We start from the raw sequence: 16,817 nt of genomic DNA, 5'->3' as shown, positions 1-16,817 counted from the left end.
CCCGAGGGTGGTGACGTCGTTCGTGGTCGGGTTGACGCCCTGGAACCCGGCGACGATGGCCACCGACCCCTGCGCGAGCGTCTGCCGGATGCGGCTGGGCGTGACGTCGATGATCCGCGCCTTGCCGTACGACTCGTCCGTGATCACCCCGGCCTGCTGGCCGGTGAACGACTTGGCCTCGACGCCGAGGTTGTGGATCGCCATGGCCAGCAGCGACATGGAGATGCGCTCGCCGGCGGTCAGGAGGATGTCCATCTCGCGCTGCGGCGGCAGCGGGGTGACCTGCTGGGCGAGGTCGATGAGCTCGTCGGTGGTGTCGCCCATGGCGCTCACCACCACGACGACGTCGTGACCGGCGCGCTTCGCCTCGGCCACCCGCTTCGCGACGCGCTTGATGCTGGCGGCGTCGGCGACGGAGGAACCGCCGTACTTCTGCACGATCAAGGCCACGGGAGAGCTCTTTCGCGGGCTCGGACAGGACCGGGCGAGTGTACGGCCGTGCCCATCAGGTGGGCACTGAGTTTCAGATGGCGGATCACGGCCGCTCAGCCCTCCACAGCACCTGCACAGACGCCGCCTCCGAACGCTCCCCCGGGGCCGGGCYGAGGCCTAGGTTGGCGCCATGTCGAGCACCGTCGATGACGACACCATGACCGCACCGCCACCCGCGACGCCCCCGCCCGGAGCCGGCATCGAGGTGCGCGGTCTGCACCGGGCGTTCGGGCAGGTCAAGGCGCTGGACGGCGTCGACCTGACCGCGCGGGCGGGGGCGGTCACCGCGCTCGTCGGCCCCAACGGCTCCGGCAAGACGACGCTGCTCCTGGTGCTGGCGGGCCTGCTCGTCCCGGACGCCGGCTCCGTGACGGTGGCGGGGTACGACCCGATCGCCCACGGCCCGGCCGCCCGCGCGCGGACCGGGTGGATGCCCGACACGTTCGGCACGTGGGACTCCCTGACCGCCCGCGAGGTGCTGCTGACGTTCGCGGCCGCGTACCGGCTGTCTGCGGCCAGGGCCGCCGAGCGGGTCACCGAGCTGTTGGCCACCGTCCACCTCACCGAGTTCGCCGACCGTCCCGCGAGCGTCCTGTCCCGCGGCCAGAAGCAGCGCCTCGGCCTGGCCCGCGCCCTGGTGCACGACCCCGCGGTCCTGCTCCTCGACGAGCCCGCCAGCGGCCTCGACCCGCGCTCCCGCGTGGACCTGCGGATCCTCCTGCGCAGGCTCGCCGACGAGGGCCGCACGGTGCTGGTCTCCAGCCATGTCCTCTCCGAGCTCGACGAGATGGCCGACGACGCGGTCTTCCTCTCACGCGGCCGCACGGTGGTCCCCGACGCCGGTCCGGGCGGCGGCCGCTCCTGGCACGTCCGCGCGCTGTCGGTCGAGGCGCTCACGTCCTGGCTGACCAGCACCGGCGCGGCGTGGCGGCCCGACGAGGCGCCGGTCTCCCCCACCGGCTCCGGCGGCGTGCTGCTCGAGGTCGACGGTGAGGAGGGTGCCGCGCAGCTGATCCGCGACGCGGTCGCCGCCGGGGTCGCGCTCGTGTCCGTGGTGCCGGCCGGCGGGGCGCTCGAACAGGCCTATCTGACCCTCGAGGAGGACCGGCGATGACCATGTCCGAGGTCGAGCTCGAGCACGAGCCGTCGACGACGCCACCTCGCGCACCCCGTTCGGCCACCTGGGGGCTCACCTGGCACGGCGTCCGCACGGTCGCGGTCCTCGAGCTGCGGCAGCGCGTGCGCTCGACCCGGTGGATCGTCGCGCTGATCGTCTGGTTCGTCGTGGTCGGCGGTATCACGCTGCTCACGTCCGGGGCCATCTCGGCGATCACGGCGGGCGAGTCGTCCGTCGACCGGCCGACCAACGGCCCGCTGCTGTTCGGTGCCGTCACGTTCCTCGTGCTCGGCCTCGGCCTGCTGGTCACGCCGACCCTGGCCTCCACCGGCATCAACGGGGACCGCAACGCCGGCACGCTGGCGACCCTGCAGGTCACCCTGCTGACCCCGGCCGAGATCGCCGCCGGCAAGCTCCTCGCCGCCTGGGCCGCCGCCTGCGCGTTCCTGGTGGCCAGCCTGCCGTTCTTCGGGATCGCACTCGCCCTCGGCGGCACGCCCGGCACCGCGCTGCCGCGCGTCATCATCCTGGTCGCGGTCCTGCTGGCCGCGGTGTGCGGCATCGGCCTGGGGTTCTCCGCCCTCACCGCGCGCACGGCCGGCTCCACCGTGCTCACGTTCCTCACGGTCGCCGCGCTGACCCTGCTGACGCCGATCCTCTTCGGGCTCACCTACCCGTCGATCTCGCGCACCCAGACCGTCGAGGTGTCGACCGTCCCGCAGGACTGGACCGGTGAGGTCGACGCCGAGTGCGAGATCCGGCTCGAGGAGCGATCCGTCACCCACACGGAGCGCACCTGGTGGCTGCTGGGCCTCAACCCGTTCGTCGTGCTGGCGGACGGCGCGGGTACGACCGAGTACACGAGGTTCTCCGGCAACGTCAACGACCCGCTCGGTGCCATCCGGGACGGGGTCCGTGAGCTGCGTGCGGGCCCCACGATCCCGCTCGATGAGTGCTGGACCGACCAGACCTCGGTCGACGACAGGACCGAGACGGCCTCGCGCACGCCCGTCTGGCCGTGGGGGCTGGCCGTGTCCGTGCTGCTGGGCGCCGGCGGGTTCGTGGTCGCGGTCCGGCGGCTGCACGTGCCCACCCGCACGCTGGCTCGGGGGACGCGCGTCGCCTGAGCCGACCGGGTGACAGCTACGGTGCGCGACCCCGGCTCGCCCCTACGGTGTGCCGATGTCGAGCAACRGTCGGGTCTCCTGGGCGGGGTCGCGCGCCGTCGCGGCCACCCAGCTCCGGCACCGTCGTCGGACCACCCGATGGGTGCGCGCGCTGCTGGTCTGGTGCGGCGTGCTGGCCGGCGTCCTGCTCGTCGCGGTCGCTCTGCTGCCCTGGCTGCTGCCCTCCGTCACCAGCTACTCCGGCACCGCCGCCGGCCCGGGTTCGGTCGGCCAGGTCCTCGGGTTCGGCGAGCTCGAGGTGACGCCGGGACCGACGCTCTTCGCGGTCGTCACGTTCACGATGCTCGCCGGCGCCGTGGTCGCCGGCGCCACGCTCACCGCGACCGCACCCGCCGTGACGGCCGCACCGGCCGACCGGGCGCTGGGGACGTGGCTCGCCAGCTGGATCTGCACCTGCGGCCTCGTCGCCGCCGGCGTCCCGTTCCTGGTCCTGACGCTGGTCGCCGGTGGTGGACCCCCGAGCGCGGTCGTCCGCGTGACGCTGGTGGTCGCGCTGCTCGCCGCGGGGGTCTGTGGCGTCGCGGAGGGTCTGGCCACCGCCGGGCGCGCGCCGACGCGGGTGGTGCGCATGACGGTCGGTGCCGTCCTGGCGGTGACGCTGGTGACGCCGGTGCTCGTCGCGATCGCAAACCCCCTGGTCACGACGACCGGTCCGGTGCAGGTCTACACCGTGCTCCCGTCGTCGCCGGCCAACACCGACAACCCCACCTGCGGGTACGAGCCGGCCGTCCGGCGGATCGCGCACACCGAGCGCTCCTGGTGGGTGCAGGTGGTCAACCCGGTCGTCCTGGTGGCCGACGCCGCGGGCACCCCGGACCCGGGACCGATGAGGCGCAGCGCGGTGGCGTGGCCCATCGACCCGCTCGACGGGATCCGCCGGGGCGCGCGCCTGCTGCGGGCCGGATCACCCCTGCAGCTGGACGAGTGCGCCAGCATCGTCTCCGACGAGCACATCGAGCAGTCCGTCGCCACGGGGCCGTTCTGGGGTTGGGGTGTGGCGTTCTGGACGATCCTGGGCGCCGTCGGCGTCGTGCTCGCCGCGCGTCGACAGCCTGCCTGAGACCGCCCGGCCGGGTCAGGGCTGCAGGGCGTCGTACTCCGCCTCGGCGACCGTGCCCCTACGTCGCCTGGACCGGTTACGGCTGTAGCGCGTCGTACTCCGCCTCGGCCGCGACGTCGTCCTCCACGTCCAGCCGCAGGTGCGCCAGCATCGTCTGCAGGGTGCGCAGCACGCTCGACGCGCGCTCGCCCCAGTCGGACAGATACGAGAACTGCCACCACCAGAGGGCTTCGAGCACGCCGCCGGTCTCGTAGTGCCGCAGGCCCTGGGCCAGCGCCCCGGCGATCGCGACGAGGTCGCCGGACACGCTCGCCGGCTGGACGTCGACGCCCAGCAGCGGGTCGACCACCTCGGCGTACTCGTCGATGCCCTCGAACACGTTGGCCAGGTTGGCCCGCAGGGGCTCGACGTCCGGGTCGGGGCCGAGGTCAGGCTCGAAGCGCTCCGAGGGGACCACGTCCGTCGTGGCACCCAGCCGCGCGCCCGCCGCGAGCACGTCGCTGACCGCGAGCAGCAGCAGCGGCAGGGACGCGTCCGGGTTGGCGCCCGAGGCGACCTCGGTGATGGTGGTCAGGTAGCTGCGGGTCTCAGCCGCGACCGCCTGGGCGATCTCGCGAAGATCGGCGTCTGCCGTGGTGCTCATGTGCCCGCTCCCCTACGCGCTGATCCGTCGTCGGCCCTCGAACGCGCGGCCGAGGGTGACCTCGTCCGCGTACTCCAGGTCCCCGCCGACCGGCAGGCCCGACGCCAACCGGCTGACCGTCAGGCCCATGGGGACCAGCAGTCTCGCCAGGTAGGTGGCCGTGGCCTCGCCCTCGACGTTGGGGTCCGTGGCCAGGATGACCTCGGTGACGGTGCCGTCCGCGAGCCGCGTCATCAGACCGGCGATGCGCAGGTCGTCGGGGCCGACGCCCGCGATCGGGTTGATGGCCCCGCCGAGCACGTGGTACTTGCCGCGGAACTCGCGGGTGCGTTCGATGGCGACGACGTCCTTGGGCTCCTCGACGACGCAGATGGTCACCGGCGAGCGGCGCGGGTCGCGGCAGATGCGGCACTGCGGCTCCTGCGCGACGTTCCCGCAGATCTCGCAGAACCGGACCCGCAGCTTCACCTCGGTGAGCGCGTCCGACAGCCGGCGGACGTCCGCCGGATCGGCCGAGAGGATGTGGAACGCGATGCGCTGGGCGCTCTTGGGACCGACCCCGGGCAGTCGCCCGAGCTCGTCGATCAGGTCCTGGACCGCGCCTTCGTACACGCCTGCCAGCCTACGGGGTCGGTGGGGTCCCGCCGTCGGACGCCACCAGCTCCACCTCGAACCCCTGGGCGTCCTCGAGGTAGGCCGCGTAGTGCTGCGGACCGCCCGCGAAGGGGTGCCGGTCCGCGAACAGCAGCGACCAGCCGTGCGCGGGGGCGGCCTGGACGAGCGCGTCCACGTCCGCGCGCGAGCCGCCCCAGAGGGCCAGGTGGTTCAGGCCGGGTCGGAGCCGGTCGTGCGGGGCCGACGCCACGTCCGGACCGGACTCGAGCACCACGTAGGGCCCCGTGTCCCGTCCCCAGCTGACGCCGTCGGGCCACCGGTCGCGCACCTCGTAGCCCAGCCGCGACAGCAGCCAGCCCCAGCTCCACTCCGCCGCGCTCAGGTCACCCACCCAGATCTCCAGGTGGTGCAACGCACCGGGCGACGCGTCGGTCACGACGAGCCGTCGTCCAGCTGCTCGTCGATGACCGTGCCGCCGAGCATCTGCGCGACCAGCGGCGCGCCCATCAGGCTGGACGAGGTGATGTCCGGGTCGTCCGGCGAGGGGTCGTCCGGCACGCCGGGCACCATCCGCGACGCCGACTCGCGTGCCGCGGCCATACCGCGCTCGCGAGCGGTGCCGGCAGGTGGCAGGGCGATGTCCTGCGGCGGGGCGCCCGGGGTGGCCGGTTCGCCGGGCTCGTCGTCCGGGGGCTCGGGCATCGGGGGCTCGTCGTCCCACGATGCCGCCGCCTCGGCCGGGGTCACCGCGCGCGGGTTGGCGCGGTCGTCGGGTGCGGGTCGCGTCGTGGCCGGTGCCGCCGGAGCGGCGCTCACCTGCTCCGCGAGGATGCCCTCGACCCGCACGTCGAACCCGAGCGTCTCCCGCACGGCCCGGGCGACGACATCCGCGTGCGCGCCGTTGCGGAACGTGGTGGCGAGGGCCGGGTTGTCGAAGGCCACCCGCAGCGTGGTCGCGTCGAGCTCGGCGACCTGGGCGTTCCGCGGGTCGATGAGCGCCCACGTGACGCGGCGCAGGCCCTTGACCGTCTCCAGGACCTCCGGCCAGCGGCGGCGGAGGACCTCGGTGTCCGGTCCGCCGGAGGAGGCGCGGGCGGGGGCCGGTGCAGGTGCGGGTTCCGGTGCCGTCGGAGGGGCTGGGGCCGGCTCGGGGGTCGCGACCTGCTCGGGCTCGACGGGCTCGACGACAGCCGTGGGCGGCGCGGGATCCCACGGCGGGCCGTCGTCGGCGTCGCTGGTCGGCGACTCGGCCGGCACCTCCGTCGGCTCCGGGGCAACCGTCGGTCGAGGCGACTCGGTCGGTGCGGCAACGGGTGGCGGAAGCTGTGTCGGCACCGGCTCGGGACGCGGGCTCGTCCCCGCACTCGTGGGCGCGACAGCAGCCGCCTGCGGCGCGACGGCCACGGGTGCGACAGCAGGAACCGGCGGAGCGACGGCGATGGGTGGGGCGGCGGGGACCGGCAGCGCGGGAGCCTGCGGTCCGGCGACCGGCACGCGCACCCCCGCGGCGCCGTCGGCGGGCAGGCCGCGCTCCAGCCGGTCGAGCCGGGCACCGAGGCCCGAGCGGGTGTCCTCCGCCGCGGGCAGCAGCAGCCGCGCCATGAGCAGCTCGAGGTGCAGGCGGGGGGACGTCGCGCCGGTCATCTCGGTGAGCGCCGCGTTGCACAGGTCGGCGGACCGGGACAGCTCCGAGGCGCCCAGGTGGCGGGCCTGCAGGCGCATGCGGTCGAGCTGGTCGGTCGGGACGTCGCGCAGGGCGGCGTCCGCGGCGTCGCCGGAGGCCGCGATGACGATGAGGTCGCGCAGCCGTTCGAGCAGGTCCTCGACGAACCGCCGCGGCTCGTGGCCGGTGGAGATCACGCGGTCGACCACGCGGAACGCCGAGGCCCCGTCGCGGGCGGCGATCGCCTCGACCAGGTCGTCCAGCAGCGACGCCTGCGTGTACCCGAGCAGCGCGGCCGCGCCCTCGTACCCGACCTCACCGCCGCCGGAGCCGGCGATCAGCTGGTCCAGGACGGAGAGCGTGTCGCGCACCGAGCCACCGCCCGCGCGCACGACCAGCGGCAGCACGCCGGAGGCCACCGGCACGCCCTCGCTGTCGCAGAGCTGCTGCAGGTAGGGCACCAGCACGTCCGGCGGCACCAGGCGGAACGGGTAGTGGTGGGTGCGCGAGCGGATGGTGCCGATGACCTTGTCCGGCTCGGTCGTCGCGAAGATGAACTTGATGTGCGGCGGCGGCTCCTCGACGATCTTGAGCAGCGCGTTGAAGCCCTGGTTCGAGACCATGTGGGCCTCGTCGAGGATGAACACCTTGTAGCGGTCCCGCGCGGGCGCGAACGTGGCGCGCTCCCGCAGCTCGCGGGCATCGTCGACACCGCCGTGGCTGGCCGCATCGATCTCCACCACGTCGAGGCTGCCCGGTCCGCCGCGCGCCAGCTCGACGCACGACGGGCACACGCCGCAGGGGGTGTCGGTCGGGTTCTCCTCGGTGTTCTCCGCGCAGTTCAGGATGCGAGCGAGGATGCGCGCGGAGGTCGTCTTGCCGCAGCCGCGCGGGCCGGAGAACAGGTACGCGTGGTTGACCTGACCGCTGCGCAGCGCCTGCCGCAGGGGCGCGGTGACATGGTCCTGACCGATCACCTCGGCGAAGTTCTCGGGCCGGTACCGCCGGTACAGGGCTGTCGTCACGCCACGAACCCTAGACGCCCTTACCCACACACGTTCAGTCGGCCCGCACCACCGTGTCGGCCAGCACGGACCGCAGCAGCGGGCGGGACGTCTCCGTCGCCGCGTAGACCAGCGCGCACCCGCCGACCAGGAACCCGACGAGCATCAGGGGTCCTTGCGGGGACGCCACGGCGGCCAGCCCGAGCAGCGGGTAGAACATGACGAGCGCGGTCAGCGCCGACCCCACGGCGACGAACAGCAGCGGCACCAGCACGGTGCGCCGACGGACGGAGTCGTGCAGCTCGACGGGGGTGCCGGCGAGGTTCTGCAGCGCGATCTCCCGGCGCCGGTCGAGCACCGACGCGGCCTGCGCGATCCCCGCGGACACGGCGGCGAGCAGGAAGGCGACGACGAGCGTGACCATCCCGCCGGTCACCAGGTCATCCATGAGGATCGCGCCCTGCGGGTCCTGCGAGGTGTCGATCGCGGTGAGGGACGGCAGGACGGCGAGCGCCCCGGCCACGAACCCGGCGAGCCCGAGGCCGCCGACCACGCGCCACGCGCCCTTCGGGTCGTCGAGCAGCCGACGGGCGGCGAGCAGCCGCGCGGGCGTGGACGCGCGACGCAGCTGCACCTTGCCGACGAGGCCGAGCACCCACGGACCGACGGCGTTCAGGGTGGCGAAGCCGACGGCCAACGCCCCGATGAGCGCGGCCGCGGCCGCTGCACCGAAGGCACCGGCGACAGAGCTGACGACCATGAACGCGCCGATCCCGACGACGGCGACGACGGCACGCAGCCAGGTCATCTTCTTGGGCGTCTCCCGCCGGGCGACGCCCAACGGCGACACGCTCACGCGGCGCAGCGAGAAGGCCCCCGACAGCGCGGCAAGGACCGGCACCGCCACCAGCGCGATCGCGAAGCCCTCCCACCCGACCCACAGCTCGGCGACGCTGAACGTGGTGCCCTGGAACGGCAGCAGCGCGCACACGGGGAGCAGCGCGGTGTAGAGCAGGATGCCGAGGACCGCGCCGACGAACCCCTGCCACGCGGTCTCCGCGACGGTGAGCCCGACCACCTCGCGGGGTGTCGCGCCGAGGAGGCGCAGAGTGGCCAGGCGGGCGTCCCGACGAGCCACCCCCAGGCGGGCGGCGGCGCCGGCCAGCGTGATCAGGGGGACCACGAGGAGGACGACGGCGATCCACGCGAGGATCACGTAGACGCTGCGGTCGTCGCCCTGCCCCTGCGGGACCGGCAGCTCCGCACGGGACGCGAACCCCAGCAGGCCGCCGACGACGCTCAGGGTGAGTCCGGTGGTCACGGCGAACGCGGTGATCGCGAGCCCCGTCGTGACCTGGGCGTCCCGACCGCCCGCCCGCTGGAACCGAGGTGCGAGCGCGAGGACGGCGTTCACCGCGGCACCTCGGCGGTCGCGCCGACGACGAGCCCGTCGCGCACCTCGATGCGCCGGTCGCACCAGTCGGCCACCTGGCTGTCGTGGGTGACGACGACCAGCGACGCGCCCGCGGCCTTCGTCGTCTCGGTGAGGATCCGCATGACGTCGTGGCCGGTCGCCTGGTCGAGCGCACCCGTCGGCTCGTCGGCGAAGACGACCGCGGGGCCGGTGATCAGCGCCCGCGCCACGGCCACCCGTTGCGCCTGCCCGCCGGACAGCTCCCCGGGGCGACGCCCCTCCATCCCGGCGAGGCCGAGCGACCCGAGCCATCGGCCGGCCAGCTCGGTGGCGTCGCGCCGCGAGGTCCCCAGCAGCATGGCGGGCAGCGCGACGTTCTCGATCGCCGGCAGCTCGGAGAGCAGCTGGCCGAACTGGAACACGAAGCCGTACCGCCGGCGGCGCAGCAGCGACCGGTCGCGGTCGGACAGCCCTCCGACCGGCAGCCCGTCGAGCGCGACCGTGCCGGAGTCGGGCGGCAGGATCCCGGCCAGGCAGTGCAGGAGCGTCGACTTGCCCGAGCCTGACGGGCCCATGACGGCGAGCGACTCGCCGTCGTGCAGGTCGACGTCGACGCCGGCGAGCGCCGTGGTGGAGCCGAAGCGCTTGACCAGGCCGCGGGCGGACAGGCGAGGGGTGGCGGTGTTCATGCCGCCAGGCTGCCGGGCCGAGTACGTGCACGACATCGACCTGCGGGCCCTCCCGTGGGGCCGCGTCCTGCACCCAGGGACGGACGCCCGTCGTCCCCTGGCCGGACGGGTGACCGGGGCACCAACCACCCACTGGCCCGCCGGCATGCGGGGGCCGTCTCCTGACCCGAGCTCAGACGAGCAGGGCGATCCCGGCCAGGACCACCGCACCCGCCCCGACGACCGAGACGACCACGCGCGCCCGCTGCGGGAGCCGCTGCCCGAACACCCCGCTCCCGACCGCCAGCAGCAGCTGCCAGACGAGCGACGCCACGCCCGCACCGACGACGAACGCGACGACCGACGTGGTCCCGGCGACGCCGAGGGCGAGCCCGACCGCCACGGTCGTGAACGTCAGCGCCGTCAGCGGGTTGATCGCGGTGAGCCCGACGAAGCGCACGTACGCCACCAGGGGCGACGGCCCGGCGGACGGACCGGTCTCCGCCAGCGGCCGGCGGGCGGCGCGGACGGAGGCGACGAGCCCCACCGCCCCCACGACCACGAGCACCACCGCACCGATCCCCCGGACGAGCGCCGCGTGCTCGTCCAGCACGCGGCTGACGGGCGCCCCCACCGCGACCGCCACCACCGCGTACGCGAGATCGACGGTCGCGATCCCGCAGGCCGCGCCGACGGCCACCCGGACCCCGTCGACCAGGCCGGTGCGCAGCAGGAGGACGCCGACCGGTCCGACGGGCATCGCCACGGCCAGGCCGGCCAGCACGCCGAGGAGGAGGGGTGACGACACGCGCTCAGCCTGCGCACTGCACGGGTCAGCGGTCACGCGCACTCTGCGGAAACTCACGCGCGACTGCGATGATCCTCGGATGGACTCTGTCGACGACGCAATCCTCCGCGAGCTGACCGCGGATGCGCGGTTGCCGTACCGCGAGCTCGGGCAGCGGGTGGGCCTCAGTGCCAACGCGGCGGCGAACCGTGTCCGCAGGCTCGTCGAGACCGGGACCATCCGCGGGTTCACGGTCGTGACCGCCGAGTCGCCCGCCCGCCCGGGCGCCGGTCTCGAGGTGTTCGTCGAGGTGCGCCTCGCCGACGGGACCAGCAACGAGTCCTTCACCGCCGCGCTGGGCCGGGGCTTCCCGCAGGTGCTCGACGCCGTCCACGTCACCGGCTCGTACGACTACCTGCTGCACGCCGTGGTGGCGGACCCGGCGGCGCTGGACCTGTTCGTCCGCCGGCTCAAGCGCGAGGCCGGGGCGGGTCAGACGTTCACCCGCCTGGCGCTGCGGGCATAGAAAGGACCCCCCGCACACCCGCCAGAGCTCACCTGCCCTTGCTGCCTTCCGGCCCTGGGGGAGTTCAGCGAGATGACGCCGCACGAGGGGTCTGCCGGAAATCCTAACCCGTCCCGCCGGTGAGGATGACACGGTCGGTGAGCCCCGCGAGCGTCGACAGGTCGAACCGGGCGGCCCCGGGCACGAGGGCGTTCGCAGCACCGGCGGCCGTCGCGAGCCGCAGCGCGTCCGGCAGGTCCAGCCCCTCGTCGAGCGCCCGGACCAGCGCACCGAGCAGCGAGTCGCCGCTGCCGACCGGGTACGTCCCGACCACGCCGGGCAACGACGCGTGCAGCGTGCGCACGCCGTCGGTGGCCCGCAGCCCGGCCACGCCGTCGGTCACCACGACGAGGGCGCCGGTGCGCGCGTGCAGGGCGTCCACGATCGCCGCCAAGGGGGTGGTGACGGCGAGACCGAGGAGCTCGCACGCCTCCGCGCGGTTGACCTTGAGGAGGTCCGGCGACGCCTCCTCCAGCAGCCCCCGCAGCGCGGGACCGTGGCTGTCGACGGCCAGGCGGACGCCGGCGCGGGCGACGACCGCCGCCAGCCGGACCAGGGCGTCGGCCCCGAGCGACGCCGGCACGCTCCCGCTGACCAGGCACCACCCGGGACGCCCGGCGAGCAGGTCGTCGAGGACGTCGACGAGCTCGGCGTAGGCGTCGGGCAGCACCGGCACCGCGTGCTCGTAGATCTCGGTCAACCCGTCGTCCGACCGGGCGAGCACGCTCACGCAGGTGCGGGTGAGCCCGCCGCCGTCGACCACCCGCAGCTCGACCCCGTCGGCGCGCGCCAGGTCCGCGACCGTCGTCCCCGCGCCACCGCCCAGCACGGCCACGGCCGCCACCGAGGAGCCCAGCGCCGCGGCCGCCCGGGCCGCGTTGAGCGCCTTGCCGCCCGCCACCCGGTGCACCTCGAGCGGGCGCTGGATGCCGGTCAGCTCCTCGACGACGTACGTGACGTCCAGCGACGGGCTCACCGCGGCGGCCGTGATCACGCGGCTCCGAGGTCGGCGAGCGTGGCCTGGCGGCCGGTGCCCCCGCTGCCGAGCGTGGACAGCGAGCCCGCCGCCGCGGCCCAGCGCAGCCGTTCTGCCTCGTCGGCGACCCCGTGCGCGAGGGCGGCGAGGTAGCCGGCGTCGAAGCTGTCGCCCGCACCGGTGGTGTCGACGACCTCGACCGGCAGGCCGGGAGCACGAGCGACGGCCCCGGCAGCGTCGACCGACCAACCCCCGTCGGCCCCCGCCTTGACCACGACCCGCGGACCGCGCGAGGCCAGGTCCCGGGCGATGTCGACGTCGGCACCGGACCCGAGGGCGCGGAGCTCGGACAGGTTCGGAAGGAAGACGTCGACCAGGTGCAGGAGCTCGAGGACTCCCGCCCACCGGCCCGCCGGGTCCCAGTTGGTGTCGAGGCTGACGGTGACGCCTGCGGCGCGGACCTCCTCGAGGAGGCCGGGCAGCTCGGCCGCGAGCGACGGCTGCAGGAAGTACGAGGCCACGTGCAGGTGCGCCGCACCGGTGGCCGAGAGCGCGGCCCGCACCTCAGAGGCGCGCAACGAGGGGATGGTGCCCGGCACGGTGAGGATCGCGCGGTCGTCGGGTGCGGACAGGATCACGGACAACCCGGTCGGCACGTCCGGGTCCACGGCGACGTGCGTCGTGGAGACCCCCGCGGCCGCGAGCGCGTCGAGCTGGAACCGGCCGAACGCGTCGTCGCCCACCCGCGCGACCAGCTGCGTCGGGACGCCGAGCCGCGCGAGCCCGCACGCCACGATCGACGCGCTGCCGCCCAGCACCAGCTCACCGGAGTCGAGCAGCTGCTCGGCCTGCCCGAACCGGGGCACGACATCGCCGCGCAGCACGAGGTCCACGTTGGCGTCGCCGGCGACCAGCACGGGCCTCATCCTTTGAGCCCGGAGAACGTCATGGTCGCGATGAACTGCTTCTGGGCGAGCACGAAGAAGGCGATGAGCGGGAGGGTCGCGACGACGTTGCCGGCCATGAGCAGCGACCAGTCGGTGCGGCGGTCCCCCTGGAAGTTGGTGATGCCCAGCTGGAGGGTGAAGGTGCTCGGGTCGTTGATCGCGATGAGCGGCCAGACCAGGTCGTTCCAGGAGCCCAGCAGCGTGAAGATCGCGAGGGTCGCCATCGCCGGCTTGGCCAGCGGGAGGACGATCCGCCAGAACACCGCGAGGCGCGAGCAGCCGTCGAGCACCGCGGCCTCCTCGAGCTCGGCGGGCAGCGACAGGAAGAACTGCCGCATGAGGAAGATCCCGAACGCGGAGGCCAGCCAGGGCACGATCGCGGCGCCCAGGGTGTCGATGAGGCCGACCCTGGCGAACATCACGTACGTCGGGACCATGAGGAGCTGGGTCGGGATCATGATCGTGGCGACGATCGCGAGGAACCCGAACGTCCGGCCGGGGAACCTCAGGCGTGCGAACCCGTAGCCGGCCAGCGAGCAGAGCACGAGGTGGGACAGGACCCCGACCGTCGAGACGATCACCGTGTTGAGCAGCCAGCGCAGGATGTCGGACTCCGCGAACAGCTTGGCGAAGCCGTCGAGCGTGAGGGTCGACGGGATCAGCCGGGGCGGGAACTTGTTGATCTCGGACGCCGGCGTCAGGGCCGTGAGGAACATCTGCACGAACGGCAGCGCGAACAGCAGGGCCACCGGGGCAAGCAGGACGTGCCACCACCAGTGCCGGCGGCCGTGCCGGCGCGGGGGTGCGGCGTCGGAGGTGACCGGCGTGCGCGACAGCATCTGCACGGCCATCAGAACGCCTCCACCTTCGCGCGCCTGGAGTACAGGACGACCCCGCCGGTGATCACGAGCGTCACCGCGAACAGGCCGTAGGCCACCGCCGAGGCGTAGCCGAACTCGAGGCTCTTGAACGCCGTCTGCCACAGGTAGTAGACGATCGTCTGCGTCGCGTCGAGCGGTCCCCCGCGCGTCGTGGTGTACACGAGGTCGAACAGCTGGATCGCCCCGATCACCTGCCACACCGTGACGAAGACCGTGACCGGTGCCAGCTGCGGGAACGTCACGTGCCAGAACGACTGCCACCGGTTGGCGCCGTCGATCCGGGCGGCCTCGAGCAGCTCGGCCGGGATGTCCTGGAGCGCTGCGAGGTAGATCACGGTGGTGAACGCGGCCTGCCCCCACAGCGACATCAGGGTGATGACGACCATCGCCTGCGAGGGGTCCTCCAGCCACCCCTGCTGCGGCAGGTGCAGCGCGCGCAGGACCGTGTTGGCCAGCCCGAACTGGGGGTTGAACAGGTAGGTGGTGAGGATGCCGGTCGCCGCGGCGGACGCGACGAACGGCAGGAAGATCGCCGTCCGGTAGAAGCCGATGAGGACCAGCGACCGGTTGAGCAGGAGGGCGAGCGCGATGCCCAGCAGCACCGAGGCGGGCACGAACAGGGCCGTGTAGAGGACGGTGTGCCCGACCGCGTCACGCAGGGCGGCGTCCGTCACCATCTGCTGGTAGTTGCCGACCCCGACCCACGTCGGCGTCGAGAAGCCGTCCCAGCTCTGCAGCGACAGCCAGAACGCCCAGGCCGCGGGGAAGATCGACAGGCCGAGCACGATGAGCATCGCCGGGGCGACGAACCCCCAGCCCTGCAGCCCGGCCCGCCGACGCGCCCTGCGGCTCCCCGGTCGGGTCACCGCGGCGTGCGGGGCGTGCGCCTGCGGGAGGAACGCACCACGGCGTCGGGCGGGGGCCGTCGCGCTCGCCATCGTCACCCTCCGAGACCCTGCGTCGCCGTGGCCGCGGCCTCCTTCAGCGCGTCGGCCGGATCGCCCTGACCCTGCATGACCTGCGAGATCGCCGATCCGATGGCCTCGGAGAGAGTGACGTAGCCCTTGACGGTCGGCCGGGCGTGCTTGGAGTTGACCATGTTGGCCGCCATGACGTCGAGACCCGGAAGAGCGTCGACCTGGGCCAGGAACTCCGGCGACTCGGCCTCCGACGAGCGCAGCGGCAGGTTGCCGTAGGCCACGTTCCACCTGATGTCCTGCTCGGCCGCCGTGAGCCACTTCGTCAGCTCGTACGACCAGTGCGCGCGGTTGGCGTCCTTGTGGTCGAACAGCACCCACAGGTCCGGACCGGACACGCTCTCGTGGTTGCCGTCCACACCGGGCAGGGGCACGACGCCGTAGGAGGTCTTCGCCGTCTGCAGGTCGTACAGGGTCCAGGGGCCTGACGTGATCATGCCGATCCGGTCGCTGGCGAACAGCTGGGCGGCCTTGGTGTCGGTCTGGTCGAGGTAGATGCTCTTGTCGTCGACCGCCATGTCGCGCAGCAGCGTCAGCCCCGTCACACCCGCGTCCGAGTCGAACGTCGCCGTCTTCTGGTCGTCGGACAGGATCTCGCCGCCGTTCTGCCACAGGTGCGGCCAGAACTGCCACGTGGTCTCCTCCGAGCCCGACACCGAGTAGCCGTAGCCGTACGTGTTGGTGCTCGGGTCGGTGAGCTGCTTCGCGGCGGCGCGGAAGTCCTCCCACGTCCAGTCCTCGGTCGGGTGGTCCACACCAGCAGCGTCGAACACGGTCGTGTTGTAGATGAGGGTGAGGTTGTCGACGACGGCGGGGAAGCCGATGGTCGTGCCGCCTCCCGGCTGGGCCGTCTGGCGCGCCGCCGCCGGGAACTCGTCCCACGTCACGCTCGGGTCCGCGACCTGCTCGGTGATGTCGAGCGTGCGCTTGGAGGCCTGCAGCTCGCTGGCCCACGAGCCGTACGCGTAGGAGATGTCGGGGTAGGTGTTGCCGGCGAAGCCCGCCGACAGCTTCTGCAGCAGCTCGTCGGTGGACGGGGCGCCCGAGGAGATGTCGACGGTGACGTTCGGGTGCAGGTCCTCGAAGTCCGCGGCCAGCCCCTCGAGGATCGTCTCGGCCTGGTCGGCCTGGCCGGTCCACCACGTGATGGTCGTCTTGGCGTCGGGGTCGAGCTCGGTGGCTCCCTGCGCGGTGCCGGAGCAGGCGGTCACGGACAGGGACGCGACGACGGCGGTGGCGGCCGTCAGGGCGGCGAGGCGGTTCCGGTGCGAGCGTTGGGGGGTCAACGTCGTGTCTCCTCGAGTCGGTGGCGCGCGGGTCTTGGTCGGGTCAGGACAGGACGACGGAGCGGGTCAGGTGGCGTGGCGTGTCCGGGTTGAGGCCGCGGCTCTCGGCCAGCGCGACGGCGAACCGCTGGGCCTGCACGAGCTGGACCAGCGGGTCCTCGTCGGTGGCCAGGACGCGGGCGCCCGTGGCCTCGATGTCGGCGACGATGGCGGGGTCCGCCGTGCCGAAGATGGTGACCAGCGAGCCTGGGTGGGCGACCGCGATGGGTCCGTGCCGGTAGTCGAGGACGGGGTACGACTCGGACCACGCCTGTGCGGCCTCGCGGACCTTGAGGGCGGCCTCCTGCGCGAGCCCGCAGGTCCAGCCGGTGCCGAGGTAGACGACGTGGTCGATGCCGTCGACCGGCACCGGCAGAGGAGCGTCGAGGGCGCGCTGCACGGCGTCCACCAGGCCGCCCGTGGCGTCGCCGAACGCCGTGCGGGCGATCGCCAGGAACGTCGTCGGGAAGCGCGTCTGCACCACCGACTCCTCGTC

At 73.6% G+C, this 16,817-nt stretch carries 18 protein-coding genes and 1 other RNA gene; 4 read left to right on the top strand and 15 right to left on the bottom strand.

Annotation, left to right across the window (positions count from 1 at the left end; all coding sequences use genetic code 11):
• Positions 1-450, bottom strand: a 450-nt coding sequence (locus tag AC1DUQ_RS03915; RefSeq protein WP_477073417.1) for an amino acid kinase family protein, incomplete at its 3' end; no start/stop codon positions are given.
• A gap of 172 nt (positions 451-622) precedes the next feature.
• Here AC1DUQ_RS03915 and AC1DUQ_RS03910 point away from each other — a divergent pair.
• Genes AC1DUQ_RS03910 through AC1DUQ_RS03900 form a run of 3 tightly spaced genes read left to right on the top strand, consistent with a single transcriptional unit; the run spans position 623 to position 3,856 of the window.
• Entirely contained in the window at positions 623-1,606 is a 984-nt protein-coding gene (locus tag AC1DUQ_RS03910) for an ABC transporter ATP-binding protein (protein WP_477060916.1), read from the top strand.
• Entirely contained in the window at positions 1,603-2,736 is a 1,134-nt protein-coding gene (locus AC1DUQ_RS03905; RefSeq protein WP_477060915.1) for an ABC transporter permease, read from the top strand. The genes AC1DUQ_RS03910 and AC1DUQ_RS03905 overlap by 4 nt, the downstream gene beginning before the upstream one ends.
• Before the next feature lie 55 nt (positions 2,737-2,791).
• The gene (locus AC1DUQ_RS03900) at positions 2,792-3,856 is read left to right on the top strand and encodes a hypothetical protein (RefSeq protein WP_477073416.1); all 1,065 of its coding nucleotides are present in this window, start codon (positions 2,792-2,794) and stop codon (positions 3,854-3,856) included.
• Between the two features lie 76 nt (positions 3,857-3,932).
• Here the strand turns inward: AC1DUQ_RS03900 and AC1DUQ_RS03895 are convergent, their stop codons facing one another.
• The 7 genes from AC1DUQ_RS03895 to AC1DUQ_RS03865 all read right to left on the bottom strand — a co-directional run bounded on the left by AC1DUQ_RS03895 (position 3,933) and on the right by AC1DUQ_RS03865 (position 10,671).
• A complete protein-coding gene (locus AC1DUQ_RS03895; RefSeq protein ID WP_477060913.1) occupies positions 3,933-4,499 on the bottom strand; it encodes a DUF5063 domain-containing protein in 567 nt (188 codons plus the stop codon).
• 12 nt (positions 4,500-4,511) lie between these two features.
• Positions 4,512-5,111, bottom strand: coding sequence for a recombination mediator RecR (recR, locus tag AC1DUQ_RS03890; protein WP_056087653.1), 600 nt, complete (start codon positions 5,109-5,111; stop codon positions 4,512-4,514).
• Positions 5,112-5,121: 10 nt separating this feature from the next.
• Positions 5,122-5,550: a VOC family protein gene (locus tag AC1DUQ_RS03885; protein WP_477060912.1), complete on the bottom strand. Its 429-nt coding sequence runs from the start codon at positions 5,548-5,550 to the stop codon at positions 5,122-5,124.
• Positions 5,547-7,802 carry a DNA polymerase III subunit gamma and tau gene (locus AC1DUQ_RS03880; protein ID WP_477060911.1) on the bottom strand — a complete coding sequence of 752 codons (2,256 nt, stop codon included), beginning with the start codon at positions 7,800-7,802 and terminating at the stop codon, positions 5,547-5,549. Before AC1DUQ_RS03880 ends, AC1DUQ_RS03885 begins: the two co-directional genes overlap by 4 nt.
• Positions 7,803-7,836: 34 nt before the next feature.
• On the bottom strand, positions 7,837-9,195 hold the full coding sequence (locus tag AC1DUQ_RS03875) for an FtsX-like permease family protein (protein ID WP_477060910.1): 1,359 nt from the start codon (positions 9,193-9,195) through the stop codon (positions 7,837-7,839).
• Entirely contained in the window at positions 9,192-9,884 is a 693-nt protein-coding gene (locus AC1DUQ_RS03870; RefSeq protein WP_477060909.1) for an ABC transporter ATP-binding protein, read from the bottom strand. The genes AC1DUQ_RS03875 and AC1DUQ_RS03870 overlap by 4 nt, the downstream gene beginning before the upstream one ends.
• A 172-nt stretch (positions 9,885-10,056) precedes the next feature.
• Positions 10,057-10,671: a LysE family transporter gene (locus AC1DUQ_RS03865; protein ID WP_477060908.1), complete on the bottom strand. Its 615-nt coding sequence runs from the start codon at positions 10,669-10,671 to the stop codon at positions 10,057-10,059.
• Between the two features lie 79 nt (positions 10,672-10,750).
• Between AC1DUQ_RS03865 and AC1DUQ_RS03860 the strand changes: the two genes are divergently transcribed.
• Positions 10,751-11,176 (top strand): Lrp/AsnC family transcriptional regulator, encoded by a 426-nt coding sequence (locus tag AC1DUQ_RS03860; RefSeq protein WP_477060907.1) that lies wholly within the window; start codon positions 10,751-10,753, stop codon positions 11,174-11,176.
• On the opposite strand, the gene ffs is transcribed toward AC1DUQ_RS03860, so the two are convergent.
• From ffs to AC1DUQ_RS03825, 7 genes are all read right to left on the bottom strand, one after another.
• An RNA gene (gene ffs, locus AC1DUQ_RS03855) (signal recognition particle sRNA small type) lies at positions 11,175-11,271 on the bottom strand. The two genes, AC1DUQ_RS03860 and ffs, sit on opposite strands and share 2 nt — an antisense overlap.
• Before the next feature lie 8 nt (positions 11,272-11,279).
• A complete protein-coding gene (locus AC1DUQ_RS03850; RefSeq protein WP_477060906.1) occupies positions 11,280-12,209 on the bottom strand; it encodes a 1-phosphofructokinase family hexose kinase in 930 nt (309 codons plus the stop codon).
• Complete coding sequence (locus AC1DUQ_RS03845; RefSeq protein ID WP_477073415.1) at positions 12,206-13,117, bottom strand: carbohydrate kinase family protein; 912 nt, start codon at positions 13,115-13,117, stop codon at positions 12,206-12,208. Before AC1DUQ_RS03845 ends, AC1DUQ_RS03850 begins: the two co-directional genes overlap by 4 nt.
• The gene (locus AC1DUQ_RS03840; RefSeq protein ID WP_477060904.1) at positions 13,114-13,989 is read right to left on the bottom strand and encodes a carbohydrate ABC transporter permease; all 876 of its coding nucleotides are present in this window, start codon (positions 13,987-13,989) and stop codon (positions 13,114-13,116) included. Before AC1DUQ_RS03840 ends, AC1DUQ_RS03845 begins: the two co-directional genes overlap by 4 nt.
• Complete coding sequence (locus AC1DUQ_RS03835; protein WP_477060903.1) at positions 13,989-14,957, bottom strand: carbohydrate ABC transporter permease; 969 nt, start codon at positions 14,955-14,957, stop codon at positions 13,989-13,991. Before AC1DUQ_RS03835 ends, AC1DUQ_RS03840 begins: the two co-directional genes overlap by 1 nt.
• A 2-nt stretch (positions 14,958-14,959) precedes the next feature.
• A complete protein-coding gene (locus AC1DUQ_RS03830) occupies positions 14,960-16,282 on the bottom strand; it encodes an ABC transporter substrate-binding protein (protein ID WP_477060902.1) in 1,323 nt (440 codons plus the stop codon).
• A 43-nt stretch (positions 16,283-16,325) separates the two neighbouring features.
• On the bottom strand, positions 16,326-16,817 hold a 492-nt coding region (locus AC1DUQ_RS03825), incomplete at its 5' end, for an SIS domain-containing protein (RefSeq protein WP_477073414.1).

The organism is Cellulomonas sp. P4_B5_2 (genome assembly GCF_056402235.1).
Note: the sequence above shows the minus strand (reverse complement) of the source record. Positions and strands in the feature narration are given on the sequence as shown.

Bases quoted from the DNA above. Each gene is read 5' to 3' on its own strand.
- AC1DUQ_RS03910 (WP_477060916.1), top strand. From the start codon at position 623: ATGTCGAGCACCGTCGATGACGACACCATGACCGCACCGCCACCCGCG.
- AC1DUQ_RS03905 (WP_477060915.1), top strand. From the start codon at position 1,603: ATGACCATGTCCGAGGTCGAGCTCGAGCACGAGCCGTCGACGACGCCA.
- AC1DUQ_RS03895 (WP_477060913.1), bottom strand. From the start codon at position 4,499: ATGAGCACCACGGCAGACGCCGATCTTCGCGAGATCGCCCAGGCGGTC.
- AC1DUQ_RS03870 (WP_477060909.1), bottom strand. From the start codon at position 9,884: ATGAACACCGCCACCCCTCGCCTGTCCGCCCGCGGCCTGGTCAAGCGC.
- AC1DUQ_RS03860 (WP_477060907.1), top strand. From the start codon at position 10,751: ATGGACTCTGTCGACGACGCAATCCTCCGCGAGCTGACCGCGGATGCG.
- AC1DUQ_RS03845 (WP_477073415.1), bottom strand. From the start codon at position 13,117: ATGAGGCCCGTGCTGGTCGCCGGCGACGCCAACGTGGACCTCGTGCTG.
- AC1DUQ_RS03840 (WP_477060904.1), bottom strand. From the start codon at position 13,989: ATGGCCGTGCAGATGCTGTCGCGCACGCCGGTCACCTCCGACGCCGCA.
- AC1DUQ_RS03835 (WP_477060903.1), bottom strand. From the start codon at position 14,957: ATGGCGAGCGCGACGGCCCCCGCCCGACGCCGTGGTGCGTTCCTCCCG.